17 protein-coding genes are annotated in these 16411 nt (G+C 71.2%); 13 read left to right on the top strand and 4 right to left on the bottom strand.

What is annotated here, in order from left to right:
* Positions 1-168: 168 nt before the first annotated feature.
* Together xrtP and ACFVYA_RS07045 are read left to right on the top strand one after the other, a co-directional pair.
* Positions 169-678: an exosortase P gene (gene xrtP, locus ACFVYA_RS07050; RefSeq protein ID WP_387043255.1), complete on the top strand. Its 510-nt coding sequence runs from the start codon at positions 169-171 to the stop codon at positions 676-678.
* Positions 675-2051: a glycosyltransferase family 2 protein gene (locus ACFVYA_RS07045; RefSeq protein WP_387043245.1), complete on the top strand. Its 1377-nt coding sequence runs from the start codon at positions 675-677 to the stop codon at positions 2049-2051. Before xrtP ends, ACFVYA_RS07045 begins: the two co-directional genes overlap by 4 nt.
* A gap of 21 nt (positions 2052-2072) precedes the next feature.
* Here ACFVYA_RS07045 and ACFVYA_RS07040 read toward each other — a convergent pair whose 3' ends face one another.
* Positions 2073-3950 carry an N-acetylmuramoyl-L-alanine amidase gene (locus tag ACFVYA_RS07040; protein WP_387043243.1) on the bottom strand — a complete coding sequence of 626 codons (1878 nt, stop codon included), beginning with the start codon at positions 3948-3950 and terminating at the stop codon, positions 2073-2075.
* A gap of 254 nt (positions 3951-4204) precedes the next feature.
* On the opposite strand from ACFVYA_RS07040, the gene groES reads away from it, so the two are divergent.
* Positions 4205-4498 (top strand): co-chaperone GroES, encoded by a 294-nt coding sequence (gene groES / locus ACFVYA_RS07035; RefSeq protein ID WP_004559922.1) that lies wholly within the window; start codon positions 4205-4207, stop codon positions 4496-4498.
* Between the two features lie 96 nt (positions 4499-4594).
* Positions 4595-6208: a chaperonin GroEL gene (gene groL, locus ACFVYA_RS07030; protein ID WP_387043241.1), complete on the top strand. Its 1614-nt coding sequence runs from the start codon at positions 4595-4597 to the stop codon at positions 6206-6208.
* 180 nt (positions 6209-6388) lie between these two features.
* Here groL and ACFVYA_RS07025 read toward each other — a convergent pair whose 3' ends face one another.
* Positions 6389-6691, bottom strand: a complete 303-nt coding sequence (locus ACFVYA_RS07025) for a WhiB family transcriptional regulator (protein ID WP_033261506.1) — start codon at positions 6689-6691, stop codon at positions 6389-6391.
* A gap of 248 nt (positions 6692-6939) precedes the next feature.
* Here ACFVYA_RS07025 and ACFVYA_RS07020 point away from each other — a divergent pair, with 248 nt between their 5' ends.
* The 5 genes from ACFVYA_RS07020 to ACFVYA_RS07000 all read left to right on the top strand — a co-directional run bounded on the left by ACFVYA_RS07020 (position 6940) and on the right by ACFVYA_RS07000 (position 11680).
* Entirely contained in the window at positions 6940-7845 is a 906-nt protein-coding gene (locus ACFVYA_RS07020; RefSeq protein ID WP_387043253.1) for a MerR family transcriptional regulator, read from the top strand.
* A 366-nt stretch (positions 7846-8211) separates the two neighbouring features.
* Complete coding sequence (locus ACFVYA_RS07015) at positions 8212-9066, top strand: hypothetical protein (RefSeq protein ID WP_387043239.1); 855 nt, start codon at positions 8212-8214, stop codon at positions 9064-9066.
* Positions 9067-9197: 131 nt separating this feature from the next.
* The gene (locus ACFVYA_RS07010) at positions 9198-9794 is read left to right on the top strand and encodes a response regulator transcription factor (RefSeq protein WP_003073605.1); all 597 of its coding nucleotides are present in this window, start codon (positions 9198-9200) and stop codon (positions 9792-9794) included.
* Between the two features lie 377 nt (positions 9795-10171).
* Entirely contained in the window at positions 10172-10744 is a 573-nt protein-coding gene (locus ACFVYA_RS07005; protein ID WP_026468912.1) for a sigma-70 family RNA polymerase sigma factor, read from the top strand.
* Complete coding sequence (locus ACFVYA_RS07000) at positions 10745-11680, top strand: anti-sigma-D factor RsdA (protein WP_387043236.1); 936 nt, start codon at positions 10745-10747, stop codon at positions 11678-11680.
* Positions 11681-11743: 63 nt separating this feature from the next.
* Here ACFVYA_RS07000 and ACFVYA_RS06995 read toward each other — a convergent pair whose 3' ends face one another.
* The gene (locus ACFVYA_RS06995) at positions 11744-12139 is read right to left on the bottom strand and encodes a DUF5319 domain-containing protein (protein WP_003073549.1); all 396 of its coding nucleotides are present in this window, start codon (positions 12137-12139) and stop codon (positions 11744-11746) included.
* A 149-nt stretch (positions 12140-12288) separates the two neighbouring features.
* Here ACFVYA_RS06995 and guaB point away from each other — a divergent pair, with 149 nt between their 5' ends.
* The 4 genes from guaB to ACFVYA_RS06975 all read left to right on the top strand — a co-directional run bounded on the left by guaB (position 12289) and on the right by ACFVYA_RS06975 (position 16168).
* Positions 12289-13800, top strand: a complete 1512-nt coding sequence (gene guaB / locus ACFVYA_RS06990) for an IMP dehydrogenase (protein WP_285988161.1) — start codon at positions 12289-12291, stop codon at positions 13798-13800.
* Positions 13801-13942: 142 nt separating this feature from the next.
* The gene (locus tag ACFVYA_RS06985) at positions 13943-14470 is read left to right on the top strand and encodes a hypothetical protein (protein WP_285988162.1); all 528 of its coding nucleotides are present in this window, start codon (positions 13943-13945) and stop codon (positions 14468-14470) included.
* A gap of 2 nt (positions 14471-14472) precedes the next feature.
* On the top strand, positions 14473-14958 hold the full coding sequence (locus tag ACFVYA_RS06980) for a hypothetical protein (protein ID WP_387043233.1): 486 nt from the start codon (positions 14473-14475) through the stop codon (positions 14956-14958).
* A 76-nt stretch (positions 14959-15034) separates the two neighbouring features.
* Complete coding sequence (locus tag ACFVYA_RS06975) at positions 15035-16168, top strand: GuaB3 family IMP dehydrogenase-related protein (protein WP_003073532.1); 1134 nt, start codon at positions 15035-15037, stop codon at positions 16166-16168.
* Here ACFVYA_RS06975 and ACFVYA_RS06970 read toward each other — a convergent pair.
* On the bottom strand, positions 16152-16346 hold the full coding sequence (locus ACFVYA_RS06970) for a DUF397 domain-containing protein (RefSeq protein ID WP_285988164.1): 195 nt from the start codon (positions 16344-16346) through the stop codon (positions 16152-16154). The genes ACFVYA_RS06975 and ACFVYA_RS06970 overlap by 17 nt on opposite strands.
* Between the last annotated feature and the right edge of the window lie 65 nt (positions 16347-16411).

Genomic DNA, 16411 nt, shown 5'->3' with positions numbered 1-16411 from the left:
GCGTCTGCGGGGTGTGTGCCACGCTGTTGATCACGCCGCGCCGAGTTCGGCTGGTGGTCATAGGGCCGACAGGCACATATGTCCTACGCTCGCCGGTGCCCCCAACTCGATCGGGAAATCGACACCGAGAGGAACGTCGTGGCGGTAGCGAGCGCTCCGAACTCAGGAATGGCAAGGTTTCCGCTGGTCGTGGCGCTGAGTGCGCTGGCCGCGGCGGAGGCCGGGGTGGTGCTGGCCGAGCGGTTCTACCGCGAGCTCGAAGTGCGGCTCGCCGGCGTGCTCCTCGATCTGTTCACTACATCGGGTGTTTATGTCGCGCCCGATCGGGAGTCTGTTTACTTTGGGTTGACCAGTGCTGCTCCGTTCGGGTTGAGAATGACGCCGGAATGTTCTTCGGCGTTCCTTTTGCTCCCGCTGCTCGTTGTGACGATGGCCATGCTGTACTTCCGGCCCTCGAATGCGCGCCGGCTCTTCTTTTCGCTCGGTATTTCGGCGCTCGTCATCGTGCTGGTGAACCAGCTGCGCATTCTGACGATCGTCGGGCTGGTGCACTGGTTCGGTACCGACGAGGGCTACTACTGGGGCCACACGCTGCTCGGTTCGATGGTGAGCGTGTTCGGCGGCGCCGTCTCGATCGTCCTGTTCGTCTGGCTGTCCACGCGAAAGAAGCAGGCATGAACGTCAAGGTCCTGCTGGCCATCACGCAGGCGTTCGCGCTCACCATGAGCGTGGCGTTCCTCGTCTACGTCGTGGTGATCGTGGTGCCGTACCTGCGCCGCAAGCCCGGTCCGGCCGGCGACCCGGCCGGCTTCACGTGGCACTTCTTCGTGCCGTGCCGCGACGAGCAGACGGTCATCCGCGAGACGATCCGCTACCTGCGCACCACGTTCCGCAAGGCGCACGTCTGGGTCGTCGACGACGACTCGGAGGACCGCACCGCCCGCGTCGTCCGGATGCTGTGGCGGCGCCACGGCGGTTACGACCCGTACCTGCACCTGGTGCCGCGCGTGCGTCCCGAGGCCCGGACCGGCAAGGGCGACGCGCTCAACGCGGCCTACCGCGCCCTGAACGACTGGATGGGGCCGGACGCCGCCCGCGACGACGTCGTCGTGGTGGTCGTCGACGCCGACGGCCGCCCGTCGCCGAACTGCCTGGAGGTGTGCGCGGCGGACCACCTCTTCGGCGATCCGGACGTCGGTGCGGTCCAGCTCGACGTCCGGATGGGCAACGTGGAGACGCCGCCGCCGTCGCGCAACCCGCTCGGCCGCTGGTTCGGCCTCAAGCTCGCGCAGCTGCAGGACCTGGAGTTCCGCACGGCGATCGCGGCGATCCAGACCTCCCGCGGGTTCACCGGCACGATCTCGATGGGCGGCAACGGCCAGTTCACCCGCCTCACCGCGCTGGACTCGATCGCCGGCGGCGCCGGGGAGCCGTGGCGCGGCTCGCTGCTGGAGGACTTCGAACTCGGCGTCCACCTGCTCACCGCGGGCTGGCGCACCGGGTTCACCCCGGACGCCCACGTGTCGCAGGAAGGTCTGTACAGCCTGCGGCGGTTCCTCGTGCAGCGCACCCGGTGGGGCCAGGGCACCATGCAGTGCGCCCGGTACCTGCGCCGGATCTGGGATTCCCCGCACGTCAGCACGCTCGGCGCGGCGGAGATGATGTACTACCTGGCCCAGCCGTGGCTGCAGCTGCTGGGCTCGCTGCTGTACCCGATCCCGTTCGTGCTGCTGGTGCTCGGCACCGCGGGCGACCCGGCGCAGATGTGGACGTGGTTCACCGGCGGCGCCTGGATCCTGTTCGCCATCTACGGCTCGTTCGGGCTGCTGCCGTTCCTGGTCTGGGGCCCGATTTACCAGCTGAAGTGCTTGCGCAGCAGGAACTTGCTGCGCGGGCTGGGGATGGGCTTCGCGTACGCCGCGTACATCTACACGTTCTACGTGACGTCCTGGCGCGCGCTGTTCCGGCTCGTCCGCGGGCGCAACGGCTGGGCGAAGACGCGGCGCAACACCGAGCAGGCGGCCGGGGTGAAGGTCGCGCTCGACGCGTGAGCGCGACCCCCACCCACCGGCTCAGAACGCCGGGACGATCCGGACGTCGTCGGCCTTGACGAAGGCGATCCGGTGCCCGAACTGGATCTGGACGTACTTGAGCTTGCCCTTCACCACCACGTGGTCCGCCGGGTCGAACGTGGTCGCCCAGTAGTACTCGGACCCGACCGTCCCGCCCGAGGAGTACTTCTGGCCGGCGGAGAGCGTGTACGGCAGCGGCGTGATGGCCTGCACGGTCACGTTCGCCGGGTAGGCCTCCGGCTCCGGGTAGGCGCGGCCGTACACCGGCACCGTCGCGAGGCCGGGCTTCGGCGTCACGACCCAGCCGATCGCGGGCTTCGCGACCCGGGCGTTGCGCGGGTTGTGGAACCAGCCCTTCTGGCCGAGGTACCAGATCGCCGTCCAGTCACCGCGGACTTCGGCGACGGCGTACCGCTGCCCGGTCGCGGCCCGGCTGCCGACGTCGGCGACGTCCATGGTCGACGCGGTGCCCTTCGGGTGCAGGCCGATGTCGACCAGCAGCGGCGAGGACTCACTCGGCGCGGAGTGCAGCACCACGGCTTCCGACCCGCGTGGCACGCAGGTGGTGCCGGGGCCGTCGCAGCCGGTGAACGCGGGCTGGTTCTTCGCGAAGTCCGGGTCGATGGTGACCAGCGACGAGCCGAGCAGGCCGAACCCGCCGAGCGGCGCGCCGAGCAGGTCGAAGTAGTGCGACCAGTCCCAGTAGGGGCCCGGGTCCCAGTGCATGCCCGCGATCGTCGCCGGCGTGGTGCCCGGCACGTTGTCGTGGCCGATGATGTGCGCGCGGTCGAGCGGGATGCCGTACTTGCGCGAGAGGTAGCCGACGAGCTTCGCGCTCGAGCGGTACATGGCCTCGGTGTACCAGGTGCCCTTCGCGGCGAAGCCCTCGTGCTCGATGCCGATCGACTTCGCGTTGACGTACCAGTTGCCGGCGTGCCAGGCGACGTCCTTGGTCGGCACGTGCTGCGCGATCAGGCCGTCGGCCGAGCGGATGGTGTAGTGCCAGCTGACGTACGTCGGGTCCTGGACCAGGTCGAGGACGTTGGCCCAGTAGCCCTCGGTGTCGTGGATGACGATGTGGTCGATCTTCTGGCTCTCGGGCCGGTTCGCGAGGTCGTGGTTGCCGTAGTCGTCCTTCGGCAGCTGCTGGTAGGGCGCCGGGACCGATTCGCAGGTGACCCGCTTGGGGCACTCGACGCCCGCGGGCACCGGATCGGCGTGCTGCGGGACGACCACGTCCGGGGCCGGGCTCAGCGTGACCCGCTGGCCGTCGTCGGTCGTCCGGGCGGTGCCGGTCTTGATGGTGTCGAAGACTTCGTCGGCGAAGGTCTGCGCGGCGGCCTGGTCGGCCGAGCCGCTGTAGCGCGCCACCGCGTGGTACCAGTCGCTTTGGCCGGCGTGGTACTTCGCGAGGAGGGCGGCGCCGCCGCGGATGTTCTGGGTGGCGTCGGTGCGCAGCGTTCGTGCGTCGGTTCCGAGCAGCTGCGCGGCCTCGTCGACGGTCTGCAGCGTGGGCGGCGGGGCGGCCGGGCCGGCCTGCGGGTGCAGCGCGGGGCGGGCGTCGTCGCCGCGGGGGTCTTCGGTGCCTTCGTCGTGGTGGCTGGTCGCCGCTCCGGCCTCGCGCAGGTCCGTGAGGTGCATCGGGCCGTAGCCGGCGGACGTGCTGGGCGTGCCGGCGTTCGTGTCCCAGCGAGACTCCAGGTAGGAGACCCCGAGGAGGACGTTCTCCGGGACGTCGAACTCGGCCGCCGCGGCCGCGAAGTCGCGTTGGCGTTGGCTCGTGGGGTCGGCTTGGGCGTGGGCTGGCGCGGCGGCCAGGCCGGTGAGGAGGGTTGCGGCGGCGAGGATGGCCGCTGTTCTCGGGATGGGATGGGACATGGGCATAAACCCCCAGGGTCCAGGTGCCAGAGGTGAGAACTTAACCAGAAACTCACGCCGGGAGTAAGAGGCGCCTCCGACCTGCCGGGAAGCAGGGGCACCACCCTTCGGGTGGACCCTGGTTGCACGGCTGGCACTCACGTGGCTAGAGTGCTAATCGCACGGCCCGACAGCCCCGGCACCCGCGACGGCGGGGGTGGTAGAGCCGTAACCACATCCTGCCAACGCTTTCGACGACCGTGGAGGTCAACCCGGTGAGCGTGAACATCAAGCCGCTCGAGGACAAGATCGTTGTCCAGACGAGTGAGGCCGAGGAGACGACCGCTTCCGGCCTCGTCATCCCCGACACCGCCAAGGAGAAGCCCCAGGAGGGCAAGGTTCTGGCCGTGGGCCCGGGCCGGATCGACGACAAGGGCAACCGCGTCCCGCTGGACGTGAACGTCGGCGACGTCGTCATCTACTCCAAGTACGGCGGCACCGAGGTCAAGTACAACGGCGAGGACTACCTCATCCTGTCCGCCCGCGACGTGCTGGCCGTCATCAACTGACGTCCGCTCGCAGCGCATGACGCCCCGGGCCCCGCACAAACCGGGGGACGGGGCGTTCGTGCGTTCAAGACCACCGGAAGGTAAGCGGAAAACGCTATGCCCAAGCAGATCAAATTCGACGAGGACGCTCGTCGCGCACTCGAGCGCGGGGTGAACAAGCTCGCCGACGCGGTCAAGGTCACGCTCGGCCCGCGGGGTCGCCACGTCGTGCTCGACAAGAAGTTCGGCGGACCGACCATCACCCTCGACGGCGTGACCGTCGCTCGTGAGATCGAGCTCGCCGACCCGTTCGAGAACCTCGGCGCGCAGCTCGCCAAGAGCGTCGCCACCAAGACCAACGACGTTGCCGGCGACGGCACCACCACCGCGACCGTGCTCGCGCAGTCGCTGGTGAAGGTCGGCCTGCGCAACGTCGCGGCCGGCGCCAACCCGACCGCGATCGGCCGCGGCATCGAGGCCGCCGCGGAGAAGGTCATCGCGGTCCTCAAGGAGAAGGCGACCCCGGTCAAGGGCCGCGAGAACATCGCCCAGGTCGGCACCGTGACTTCGCGTGACGCGAACATCGGCGCCCTGCTCGGCGAAGCCGTCGAGAAGGTCGGCGAGGACGGCGTCATCACCATCGAGGAGTCGTCGACCCTGGCGACCGAGCTGGTGATCACCGAGGGCGTCCAGTTCGACAAGGGCTTCCTCTCGGCGCACTTCGCGACCAACCCGGAGGAGCAGAAGGCGATCCTCGAGGACGCCTACATCCTGCTCGTCCGCGAGAAGGTCTCGTCGCTGGCCGAGCTGCTGCCGGTGCTCGAGAAGGTCGTCGAGGCCAAGAAGCCGCTGCTCATCATCGCCGAGGACGTCGACGGCGAGGCGCTGTCCACCCTCGTGGTGAACTCGCTGCGCAAGACGATCACCGCCGTCGCGGTCAAGGCGCCGTTCTTCGGCGACCGCCGGAAGGCGTTCCTGGACGACCTCGCGGTCGTCACCGGTGGCGAGGTGATCTCCACGGAGATCGGCATGAAGCTGGCCGACGCGAACCTCGGCTCGCTCGGCAGCGCGCGGCGCATCGTCGTCACCAAGGACGACACCACGATCGTCGACGGCGCCGGCACCAAGGACGCCACCCAGGCGCGGATCGCGCAGATCCGCAAGGAGATCGAGAGCACCGACTCCGACTGGGACCGCGAGAAGCTGCAGGAGCGGCTCGCGAAGCTCGGCGGCGGTGTCGCGGTGATCAAGGTCGGCGCGGCCACCGAGACCGAGCTGAACGAGCGCAAGCACCGCATCGAGGACGCCGTGGCCGCGACCAAGGCGGCCGTCGAAGAGGGCATCCTGCCCGGCGGCGGTTCGGCGCTGGTGCACGCGGTCAAGGAGCTCGAGGGCGGCCTGGGCCTCTCCGGCGACGAAGCCACCGGTGTCCGGATCGTGAAAGACGCGCTGACGGCGCCGCTGTTCTGGATCGCGACCAACGCGGGCCACGAGGGTGCGGTCATCGTCAACAAGGTGCAGGAACTCGGCTGGGGGCACGGCTTCAACGCCGCCACCGGCGAGCTCACCGACCTGCTGGCCGCCGGCATCGTCGACCCGGTCAAGGTGACCCGGTCCGCGGTGGCGAACGCCGCCTCCATCGCCCGGCTGGTGCTGACCACGGAGTCGTCCGTGGTCGAGAAGCCGGCCGACGAGGAGCCCGCCGCGGCGGGTCACGGCCACTCGCACTGATTTCGACGGGATCGGGGCGGTACTCCTGAGAGGGTGTGCCGCCCCGCTTTCGTTTGCGGCCGGGCCGCCGGGTGCCCTCCCGGCGGCCCACCGCGCCCCGTTCCGGCACGCCGGAACGGCCCTGAACGGCACGGAGGGCGGCACCCCACCCGGTGCCGCCCTCCGATGTCTGTGGCGCGCTCAGCCGCCGGACATGCTGAGCGCGCGTTTGTCCGATTTGATGATGTGCTCCCGCTCGGACTCCGAGAGCCCGCCCCAGATGCCGTACGGCTCGTGCACCGCCAGCGCGTGGCTGCGGCACATCTCCAAGACCGGGCAGCTCAGGCAGACGGCCTTCGCCCTGGCCTCCCGCCGTGCCCGCGCCGGGCCGCGCTCGCCGTCCGGGTGAAAGAAGGACGCGCTGTCCATCCCCCGGCACGACCCTTCGAGCTGCCAGTCCCACATGTCGGCGTTGGGTCCTGGGAGCCTGCGCGTGTCTGCCATCCTGACCGCCTCCGTCATTCGGTCGATGCCGCTAGCTGCTCTGCGGTGGTGCCGATACTCCATTCGGTGCAACGGCGGTAACGTTAGAAGCGCGCCAATAGTTGTTCAAGCGATTCGGGTCGATTCAGCCGTTAGGCATCCCCCGGATGTGTGAGCAGGGCTTTCGCCTCCGGTTGCCGACTGCGCTGGGTGCCTGGATATTGAGGCTCGTGGGAGCTGGGTCGGGCACCGAAGAACCCACCCTGCCGGTGGCCTCGGTCGCCCGCCGGCTCGGGGTCGCGCCGTCCACCCTCCGAACCTGGGACCGCCGCTACGGACTGGGCCCCAGCCGGCACACCGACGGACGGCACCGCCGCTACGGGACTTCCGACATCGGCCGCCTCGAACTGATGCAGCGCGCGTTGCTGAGCGGCGCGTCGACGGCCGAGGCGGCGCGCTACGCCCTCGAGCAGATGCCCCGCTCCGGCCCACCCCAGCCGGAGGAGTCCGAGGTGCCTCCGGGGGCTTCGGTCGCCGACGACGGCCTCGAGGTCCGTTCCCGCCTGGCCCGCCGCCTGAGCACGGCGGCGCTGGCGATGGACGTCGGCGCGGTCCAGCGGATGCTCGCGGACACCATCGCCGAGCTCGGCGTGCTCCCCGCGTGGACGGGCGTGATCGAGCCGGTGCTCTCGGCGCTCGGGGCGCGCTGGCGCGGCGCGAGCGCGGGCGCGGAGGTCGAGTACCTGCTCGCGGAGTGCGTGTTCGCGGCGCTGGTCCGCGCGACCCCGGTGCTCGACGAGCCCCGCAACACCCGCCCGGTCCTCCTCGGCTGCGTCCCCGGCGAGCGCGACTCGATGCCGATGTACGCGCTGGCGGCGTCCCTGGCGGGCCGGCGGATCGGCGCGCAGCTGTTCGGGGTCCCGTTGCCGGCGGAGGTGCTGGCGGTGGCGGTGCGCCGCAGCGCACCGGCGGCGGTGGTGCTGTGGGCGCATGGACGCGGCGTCGCGGAGGCGCGGCTGTTCGCGAGGGTGTCGCGCGGACGCCAGCGCAGCAGGTTGTTCGCCTGCGGCCCGGGCTGGGACCCGGCGGGCCTGCCGGACAAGGTGGAGCTGCTGACGGACCTCCCCTCGGCGGCGGACCGCCTCGAGCACGTCCTGGTCGGCGCGCGCCTTTAGCGGGCGCTCCGGCCCGCGTGGCCGGTTTCGGGTGGTCTGTGGCGAGGTGGGGTGCCGGTTGTCGGCGGTTGGATCGGTGGCTCTGCCGGGCAAGGTGGAGCTGCTGACGGACCTTCCCCTCGGCGGCGGACCGCCTCGAGCACGTTCTGGTCGGCGTGCACCGGTAGGGCCGGGCTGCCCGCTGTCCACAACCGGGCAGCGGTGTGGACAACTCCGGCCGACGGACCGCGGTCCGCCGGTTTTGTCGCACTTCGCCGATAGACTGGACCGGGGTCAGCCCCCAGGGATGGGTGGGGCCTGCCTGTCCAGGCGCGCGGCGGTAGTTCGATCATGTTTTTTGTCGGTCCTACCCACTAGAAAGGACGGGTGCACGAACCCGCCCTCAGGGCCGCCGCGTTCGGGAGCGATCCGCTGCCCGATCCCGCCGCCGTGCGCGGCGCCGGCCGCCCTCGGGCGCGGCTGCTCGCCGCCATCGTCCTCGGCGCCCAGGGCCGGTACGCCGCCGCCGCGACCCTCCTCGATGCCCTCCGGCACGACAGCGACCCGGTGACGGCCTCCCTCGCCGCCAGCACCCTCGCCTCGCACCGGCGGCAGCTGGGCGGCCACCGCCAAGCCCGCGCGCTCGACGGCGAGGCCTTCGCGAAAGCCGCCCACCTGGACACCGGGCAAGATCCCGACGGCCTCGACGCCGCCGGCGCGAAAGCCGACGCCCTCCTCGGCCTGGCCGCCGACAACCTCGCCCTCGGCCGCCTGGCCGCCGCCCGGCGGCTCGCCGAGCGGGCCGGCGCGGGGGACGCCGGGTGGCGGGCCCGGGTCCGCGGCGGCTGGGTCGGCGCCGAAATCGCCCTCGCTGCAGGTCAGGGTGCCGATGCCGTGCCGCACGCCGAGCGCGCTTTGGAAACCGCGCTCGCGCGGGGCGCGCGGCGGCACGTCGTGAAATCCCGGATTGTGCTGGCCGTGGCCCTGCGGGCGGCCGAGGCACCCGATCACCGGAAGATTTCGGACGACCTTGTCGGAAATGCAATGGCGGCCGCGGAGGAATGCGAACTCCTTTCACTTTCGTGGCCGGCGGCGCTTGTCGCGGCCGACCTGCGCCCAGGACACGCCGAGGAGTATCGATTCAGAGTGGCGCAGGTGTTGCACGCAGTGTTACGAAGCGCCGATCCTTGCGGGAGGAGGGTTGCGGGGGAATCACCATGGGTCCCCGTCCCGGGTGGTTGAGCCGTCGGAATGGGGTGTTCCGGCATCCGGGCTAAGAAAGTTCAAAAAAAGCCACCGGATCGTGTCAAGGTTCGGGCTAAAGCGTCCGATAGGGGAAGAGGAATGTCACCCGGCTGCAGGAAGGAAACCCCGTGACGACGGTCTTGATCTGCGACGACCGACGCAGTGTCCGTGAAGGGCTCACCCGAGTGATGTCCGCGGTCCCTGGGGTCAGTCGCATCGACTGCGTAGCGCACGGTGACGAGCTGCTGGCCCGGTACTCCCGTCAGCCCGTCGACGTCGTGCTTGTCGGGACGCAACGCGCGGTCCCGACGGGTGTCGAAGCCACCCGGCGGCTCGTCTCGGCCAATCCCCAGGCGAACGTCATCGTCTTCGGCGCCCCGGACGACGCGGGCAGCATCGCCGCCGCGATCGCCGGCGGTGCCCGCGGCTACCTCCGCTGGGACGCGTCCCGGCCGGAGCTGGTCGCCGCGCTGGCCCACACCCTGGCGAGCACCTCGGTGCCCGCGCCCCGTCAGCCGTCCGACCCGGGCGTCCAGCTGACCGAGCGCGAGCTTCAGGTGCTCCGCGGGATGAGCCAGGGCAAGAGCAACGGCCAGATCGGCCGCGAGCTCTACCTGTCCGAGGACACGGTCAAAACCCACGCTCGGCGGCTGTTCCGCAAGCTCGGCGTGCGCGACCGCGCGCAGGCCGTCGCCCACGGCTTCCGCCGCGGCCTGGTCAGCTGACCTGCCGCTCTCCCCGTTCCTGACACGGCCGGTTCACAGGTGACGACGGGCCAGGGCGCACCGCCCTGGCCCGCACCTATGTGGTCCCCATCACACTCCGGCGTTCGATGTGGCGGATTCCCGCCTCGCCACCCCGCCCCTCCGGCGGATCTCGTACCCGCAGCCGGGTTCGCTCGTTGAATCGGCGACCTCGACCGCGGGTGTGCAGGACGACTCGTAACAACCGCGGCTCCGCCCGCCGCGGCGCGCCCGGGTACACCGCGCGCGCCGGTCCGGAGCGAGCCGACGGTACGGTAGCGGTCACCGGTGCGCGGTGGAGGCGACCACGGGCCGGGTTCTTTGCACACCTACACGTAACACTGGGACTGTTGTCTGCGATGGCCAATGTGGGGGATGGACTGGATGAACCGGTCGCCGCTGCTGTCGAGGGAGATCCCCAGGCAGTCGAGCGGCTGCTGGCTGCTATCCGTCCACTGGTAGTGCGGTATTGCCGCGCTCGGGTTGGCAGGCAGGAGCGATCGTTCGCTTCGGCGGACGACGTTGCGCAGGAGGTGTGTCTCGCGGTGCTAACGGCATTGCCCTCGTACCGCGATCAAGGCCGCCCTTTTCTGGCCTTCGTCTACGGGATCGCCCAGCACAAGGTGGCCGACGCGCACCGCGCGGCGGCGCGCAACCGCGCCGAGCCGGTGGCCGAGATCCCCGACGAGGTCGAGGGCGGGGTCGGTCCCGAGCAGCGGGCGCTGCAAGGTGAGCTGAACGAGCGGATGTCCCAGTTGTTGCAGGTGCTGCCGGACAAGCAGCGGGAGATCGTGGTGTTGCGCGTGGTCGTCGGCCTGTCGGCGGAGGAGACCGCGGACGCGGTCGGCTCCACCCCGGGTGCCGTCCGCGTCGCCCAGCACCGCGCCCTCGCGCGGCTGAGAAAGGTCCTGGCCGCGGAGGAGGTGATCTGAGTGACCGGTCACGAGAAGAGATTCGAGCCGGATGACGTCTTCGGCAGTGGCCTGACGGCGTCGGAGGCGGAGTTCGCCGCCGACCTGTCGGCCGTGCAGGCCGATGACGCGCTGCTCGATGCGCTCGGCGGGTCCGACCCGGCACTGGCCGACGGTCTCGGCGACCAGGAGCTCAACGCGTTGCTGGTGGCGTGGCGAAGAGACATCGACAGCGAGCCGCTGGCCGAGCTCGTCGACGTCGACACCGCCGTGCGCACCGTCAGTACCGCCGCTCTCGCGAAGCGGCACGCTTCGAGCGGCCGCCGCCGCAGGCTGCTCGTCCCGGTCGCCGTCGCCGCCGCCGTGCTGGCGATCGCGTTCACCGGCACCGGGCTGGCCGCGCGCTCCGCGCAACCCGGCGACACGCTGTGGGGCCTCGCCAAGGTCCTCTACTCCGACCACACCCGATCCGTCGAGGCGGCCGCGACCGCGAAGCTCGACCTCGAGAAGGCCAACCTCGCCATCGCCGGCGGCAACCTCGACGCCGCCCGCCAGGCCCTCCAGGACGCCCAGGCCGCCCTGACGCAGGTCACCGACGAGGAGAACCGCGACCAGCTGATGGAGCAGCACCGGCAGCTCGCCGCCCAGCTCCAGAACCCCGAAGCGCCGGTCCAGGGCCCGATCCAGACCTCGATCCCGGCGGTTTCGCCCGGCGCGCCGACGAGCCAGGCGCCGCCGGCAGGGTCGGCGTCGTCCCTCCCGGGCAGCGGCAGCGGCACCACGAGCCTGCCGGGCAGCGCGACCCCGACGCCGACGCCCCCGCCGCCCACCACGACCCCGCAGCCGACCACGACCCCGCCGCCACCGACCACCACCGGCGCCACCGGCAACGACCCGGGCACCCCGCGCAGCGAGTCCGCCGGCGGTCAGCCACAGGGCGTCACCGATACGCCGTAGGACGGACAGCGAAAAGCCCTGGTGAGGAAACTCACCAGGGCTTTTCTCGTGGGTCAGGAGCGCTCAGTAGGCGCTTTCGTTGGCCGTGACACCGTCGGCGAAGCCGCGGCAGTAGTCCCAGCTCACGTAGTCGCCGGGGTTCGGGTCGTAGGCCGGCTCGTGCGGGCGCATCCGCCCGTCGGCCAGCAGCTGCTCGAGGCTCGCCCGCAGCAGGTGCCAGTCGTGGTAGTGCGGTTCGTCGCACTCACCGCAGTCGACGACGATCCCGCGGACCCCGCGGGGTTCGAGGAGAGCCTGGTAAACGGCCAGATCCGAGAGATCGGCCAGTAGTTCGGTGCGTTCGGAGTCGCTGATCGGCTCGTCCAGCCGGTCCTCGGGGTCTCCGAATGCGCGGGCCGGGTCGTCCGGGTCGTCCGCGAACGGGTCTGGAGGCAGGACATCGTGCGCCACGGCCTGCACGGTACCGGGCGGCCCCGTCGGCCCGCCCACCGCCCGGGGCGGGCGGCGGGCGGCGGATATCATGAGGGGAAGGCTCCCGGTCGTCACTGATCTCGAATCGAATACCGGCGACTCCCGCTCATCCCGCGCCAGGAAGGCCCTTCACCCGCATGACCAGCGACGGCACCACCGCCCCCGTTCCGGCCAAGTTCGCCATGCTCGGCCTGACCTTCGACGACGTGCTGCTGCTGCCGGCCGAATCGGACGTGGTCCCCAGCACGGTCGACACGAGCACCCGGCTGACCCGGAACATCACGCTCGGCGTCCCGCTGGTGTCCGCGGCGATGGACACCGTCACCGAGGCGCGGATGGCCATCGCCATGGCCCGCCAGGGCGGCATCGGCGTGCTCCAGCGCAACCTGCCGATCGACGAGCAGGCGGCGGCGATCGAGGTCGTCAAGCGGTCCGAGGCCGGCATGGTCACCGACCCGGTCACCTGCGCGCCGGACGCGACGCTGGCCGAGGTCGACGCCCTGTGCGCGAAGTTCCGCATCTCCGGCGTGCCGGTGACCGACGCGGCCGGGACGCTGGTGGGCATCATCACCAACCGCGACATGCGGTTCGAGGTCGATCACAGCCGCCCGGTGTCCGAGGTCATGACGAAGGCGCCGCTGGTCACCGCCCAGGTCGGGGTGTCGGCGGACGCCGCGCTCGGCCTGCTGCGCCGGCACAAGATCGAGAAGCTGCCGATCGTCGACGGCGCGGGCAAGCTCCGCGGGCTGATCACGGTCAAGGACTTCGTGAAGACCGAGCAGTACCCGAAGGCGACGAAGGACCCGGACGGCCGGCTCATCGTCGGCGCCGCGGTCGGCGTGGGCGTCGACGGGCACAAGCGCGCGATGACGCTCGCCGAAGCCGGCGTCGACGTGCTGATGGTCGACACCGCGCACGGGCACTCCCGCGCGGTCGTCGACACGGTCTCGCTGCTGAAGAAGGAGCTGGGCGAGTCGGTCGACATCGTCGGCGGCAACGTCGCGACCCGGGCCGGCGCGCAGGCGCTGGTCGACGCGGGCGCCGACGGCATCAAGGTCGGCGTCGGCCCGGGCTCCATCTGCACCACCCGGATCGTGGCGGGCGTCGGCGTGCCGCAGATCTCGGCGATCTACGAGGCCGACCTGGCCGCGCGGCCGGCGGGCATCCCGGTGATCGGCGACGGCGGCATCCAGTACTCCGGCGACATCGCGAAGGCCATCGCGGCCGGCGCGTCCACGGTGATGCTGGGCAGCCTGCTCGCCGGCACCGCCGAGTCGCCGGGCGACCTGATCCTGGTCAACGGCAAGCAGTTCAAGGTCTACCGCGGCATGGGTTCGCTGGGCGCGATGCAGTCCCGCGGCCAGGGCAAGTCCTACTCGAAGGACCGCTACGCGCAGGACGACGTGCTCAACGAAGACAAGCTGGTCCCGGAGGGCATCGAGGGCCGCATCCCGTTCCGCGGCCCGCTGGCCAACGTCGTGCACCAGCTGGTCGGCGGCCTGCGCGCCGGGATGGGCTACGCGGGTGCCGAGACGATCGCGCAGCTGCAGGAAGCGCAGCTGGTCCGGATCACCGCGGCCGGGCTCAAGGAGAGCCACCCGCACGACATCACGATGACCGTCGAGGCCCCGAACTACACGACCCGCTAGTCCGTTCGCGTTACGGCGGCAGTGGGGCCCGCACTCCGAACCGGCCGGAAGTGCGGGCATCTCGCTGTGTCATCGTGACCTAGCGTGCTTACGGTAATCGGTCTATCGCCTTGCGTGGCAGTCGTGGTGTGCACTAGGACGCATGACGGTCGGCCGGCTCACCCAGGTGCTGCGCAAGGTGTTTTTCACGGCCGTCGCCCTGGTGTCGCTGATCCTCGGCGGCGTGGTGTGCCTGATGTGCCAATTGCTGGCCGGGCGGGACGCACCGGTGTACCGCGTCGAGGGGCACGTGACGTCCCACACGCGTGGTGCGCTCCCGGTCGGCGGGGACGAGGAGGCGGTGAGCCACACCGTCGCGGTCGACGCCGGCGACCGGCACTACCGCGTCACCGCGGTGGACGCCGGCCTGGACCTGCCACCCGGCCAGCCGGTGACGCTCGACGTGTCGACGGCGGACGGGAGCATCGCGTACCTGCGGGCCGGCGGCGGCGTGGTCGACCTGCGCCCGGGCGTGGTCCGGCCGGTGCTGTCGATCGTCGCCAGCCTGCTGGCGCTGGGCGCGGTGTACTTCGGCGCGGTCCGGCTCAACGTCTACCCGCCGGTGGCGACCTGGCTGGCGCTCGCGCTGGGCGCGCTGCTGGCGCCGGTCGCCGTGTTCGTGCGGGTGTAGCCGTGACCGGGAACCGGTTCGCGGCCGCGATGGGCGCGGCTTTCGTCGGGGCCGCGCTCGCCTTCGGGACGTACGGGGTCCTCGACGCGGGCGGACCGGCCGGGCGGGAAGAAGCCACCGTCCAGACGCGGGGCCAGCACGTGGACAGGTCGATAGGCCACCTGTACGACCTCGTCCTCCGCACGGCGTCCGGCGAGCGCTTCGAGGTCAGCTCGCCCGACGCGACGCTCGACCTGGAGCCGGGATCGCCGGTCCGCCTGGAGATTTCCGAGGTCGGCCGGTCGGTGCAGGCCGTGGAGGCACGCGGCCACCGGGTGGGGGTGGGGAACTCGCCCGTCGCCGTGGGCATCTTCGTGGCGCTGATCGCGGTCATGACGCTGGTCTTCACGCTGGTCTGCGTCACGGAGGCGGACCGGCCCGCACTGGCCGCGCTGAGCGCGGCAGCGGGGTTCCTGCTGGGCGCACTGCCCGGGGTGCTGCTGTTCTAACCCCCGTGCGCGGGTCACCCACGCGGCCTAGCGACAATGGGGCACGGCAGATTGTCGTCGGCGGAGGAGGCTTCACGTGCGGGACCTGGTCGAGATCGGGATGGGCCGCACCGCGCGGCGGGCGTATGACCTCGACGACGTCGAGATCGTGCCGTCGCGGCGGACTCGTTCGTCCTCGGTGGTGTCCACCGCCTGGCAGATCGACGCCTACCGCTTCGACCTGCCGCTCGTCACGCACCCGACCGACGCGATCGTCTCGCCCGGCACCGCGGTCGCCGTCGGCGAGCTCGGCGGGCTGGGCGTGCTCAACGCCGAAGGGCTCTGGGCGCGGCACGCGAACGTCGAGGACGCCATCTTCCAGCTGGTCCGCGCGGCCGAGGACCTCGAGGACCCGACCGCGGTGGGCCGCGTGCTGCAGGAGCTGCACGCCGCGCCGATCCGGCTCGACCTGCTGACCGAGGCGATCAAGACGGTCCGCGAGTCCGGCGTCACGGTGGCCGCGCGGGTCAGCCCGCAGCACGCCGCCGAGCTGACCCCGGACCTGATCGCGGCCGGCGTCGAGATCCTCGTCGTCCAGGGCACGATCATCTCCGCCGAGCACGTCCAGCGCGACGCCGAGCCGCTGAACCTCAAGGAGTTCATCGGCCGCCTCGATGTCCCGGTCATCGCCGGCGGCGTCAGCGACTACCGCACCGCGATGCACCTCATGCGCACCGGTGCGGCCGGGGTCATCGTGGGCCACGGCTACACGCCGGGCGTGACGAGCACCGATCGCGTGCTCGGCATCGGCGTCCCGATGGCCACCGCGATCATCGACGCCGCGGCCGCCCGCCGCGACTACCTCGACGAGACCGGCGGCCGGTACGTGCACGTGCTCGCGGACGGCGGCATGACGGTGTCGGGTGACATCGCCAAGGCCATCGCGTGCGGCGCGGACGCCGTCATGCTCGGCTCCCCGCTGGCCGCCGCCTCGGACGCGCCCGGTCAGGGCCTGTACTGGACGGCGGCCGCGGCGCACCCGTCACTGCCGCGCTCGCGCGTGGCGGCCGGCCCCGATTACGCCGTGGACCTCAAGACCCTGCTGTTCGGGCCGTCGTCGGACGCGGAAGGCGTGGTGAACCTGTTCGGGGCGCTTCGCCGCGCGATGGCGAAGACGGGTTACTCGGACCTCAAGGAGTTCCAGCGGGTGGGCCTCACCGTCCGGCGGTGAGGTGGCCGAGGAACGCGGCGAAGGCGGCCGCTGAGTAGACGAGGACCGGCCGGGGCACCGCCTGCTTGGTGTCCCGGACCCCGACCACGCCGGGGCCGGTGCCGACCTCGACGCAGGCGTTCTCTTCGAAATGGCTGTGGCTCGACTTGCGCCAACCGGTGAGCGTTCGTGGGCTCATCGTGCTGTCTCCCGCGTTTGTGTCCCGCCCGGCGGTGATTCGCCGACGTGGACATCAAGCACTGC

Source organism: Amycolatopsis sp. NPDC058278 (assembly GCF_042881395.1).
Taxonomy (GTDB): Bacteria; Actinomycetota; Actinomycetes; order Mycobacteriales; family Pseudonocardiaceae; genus Amycolatopsis.
Note: the sequence above shows the minus strand (reverse complement) of the source record. Positions and strands in the feature narration are given on the sequence as shown.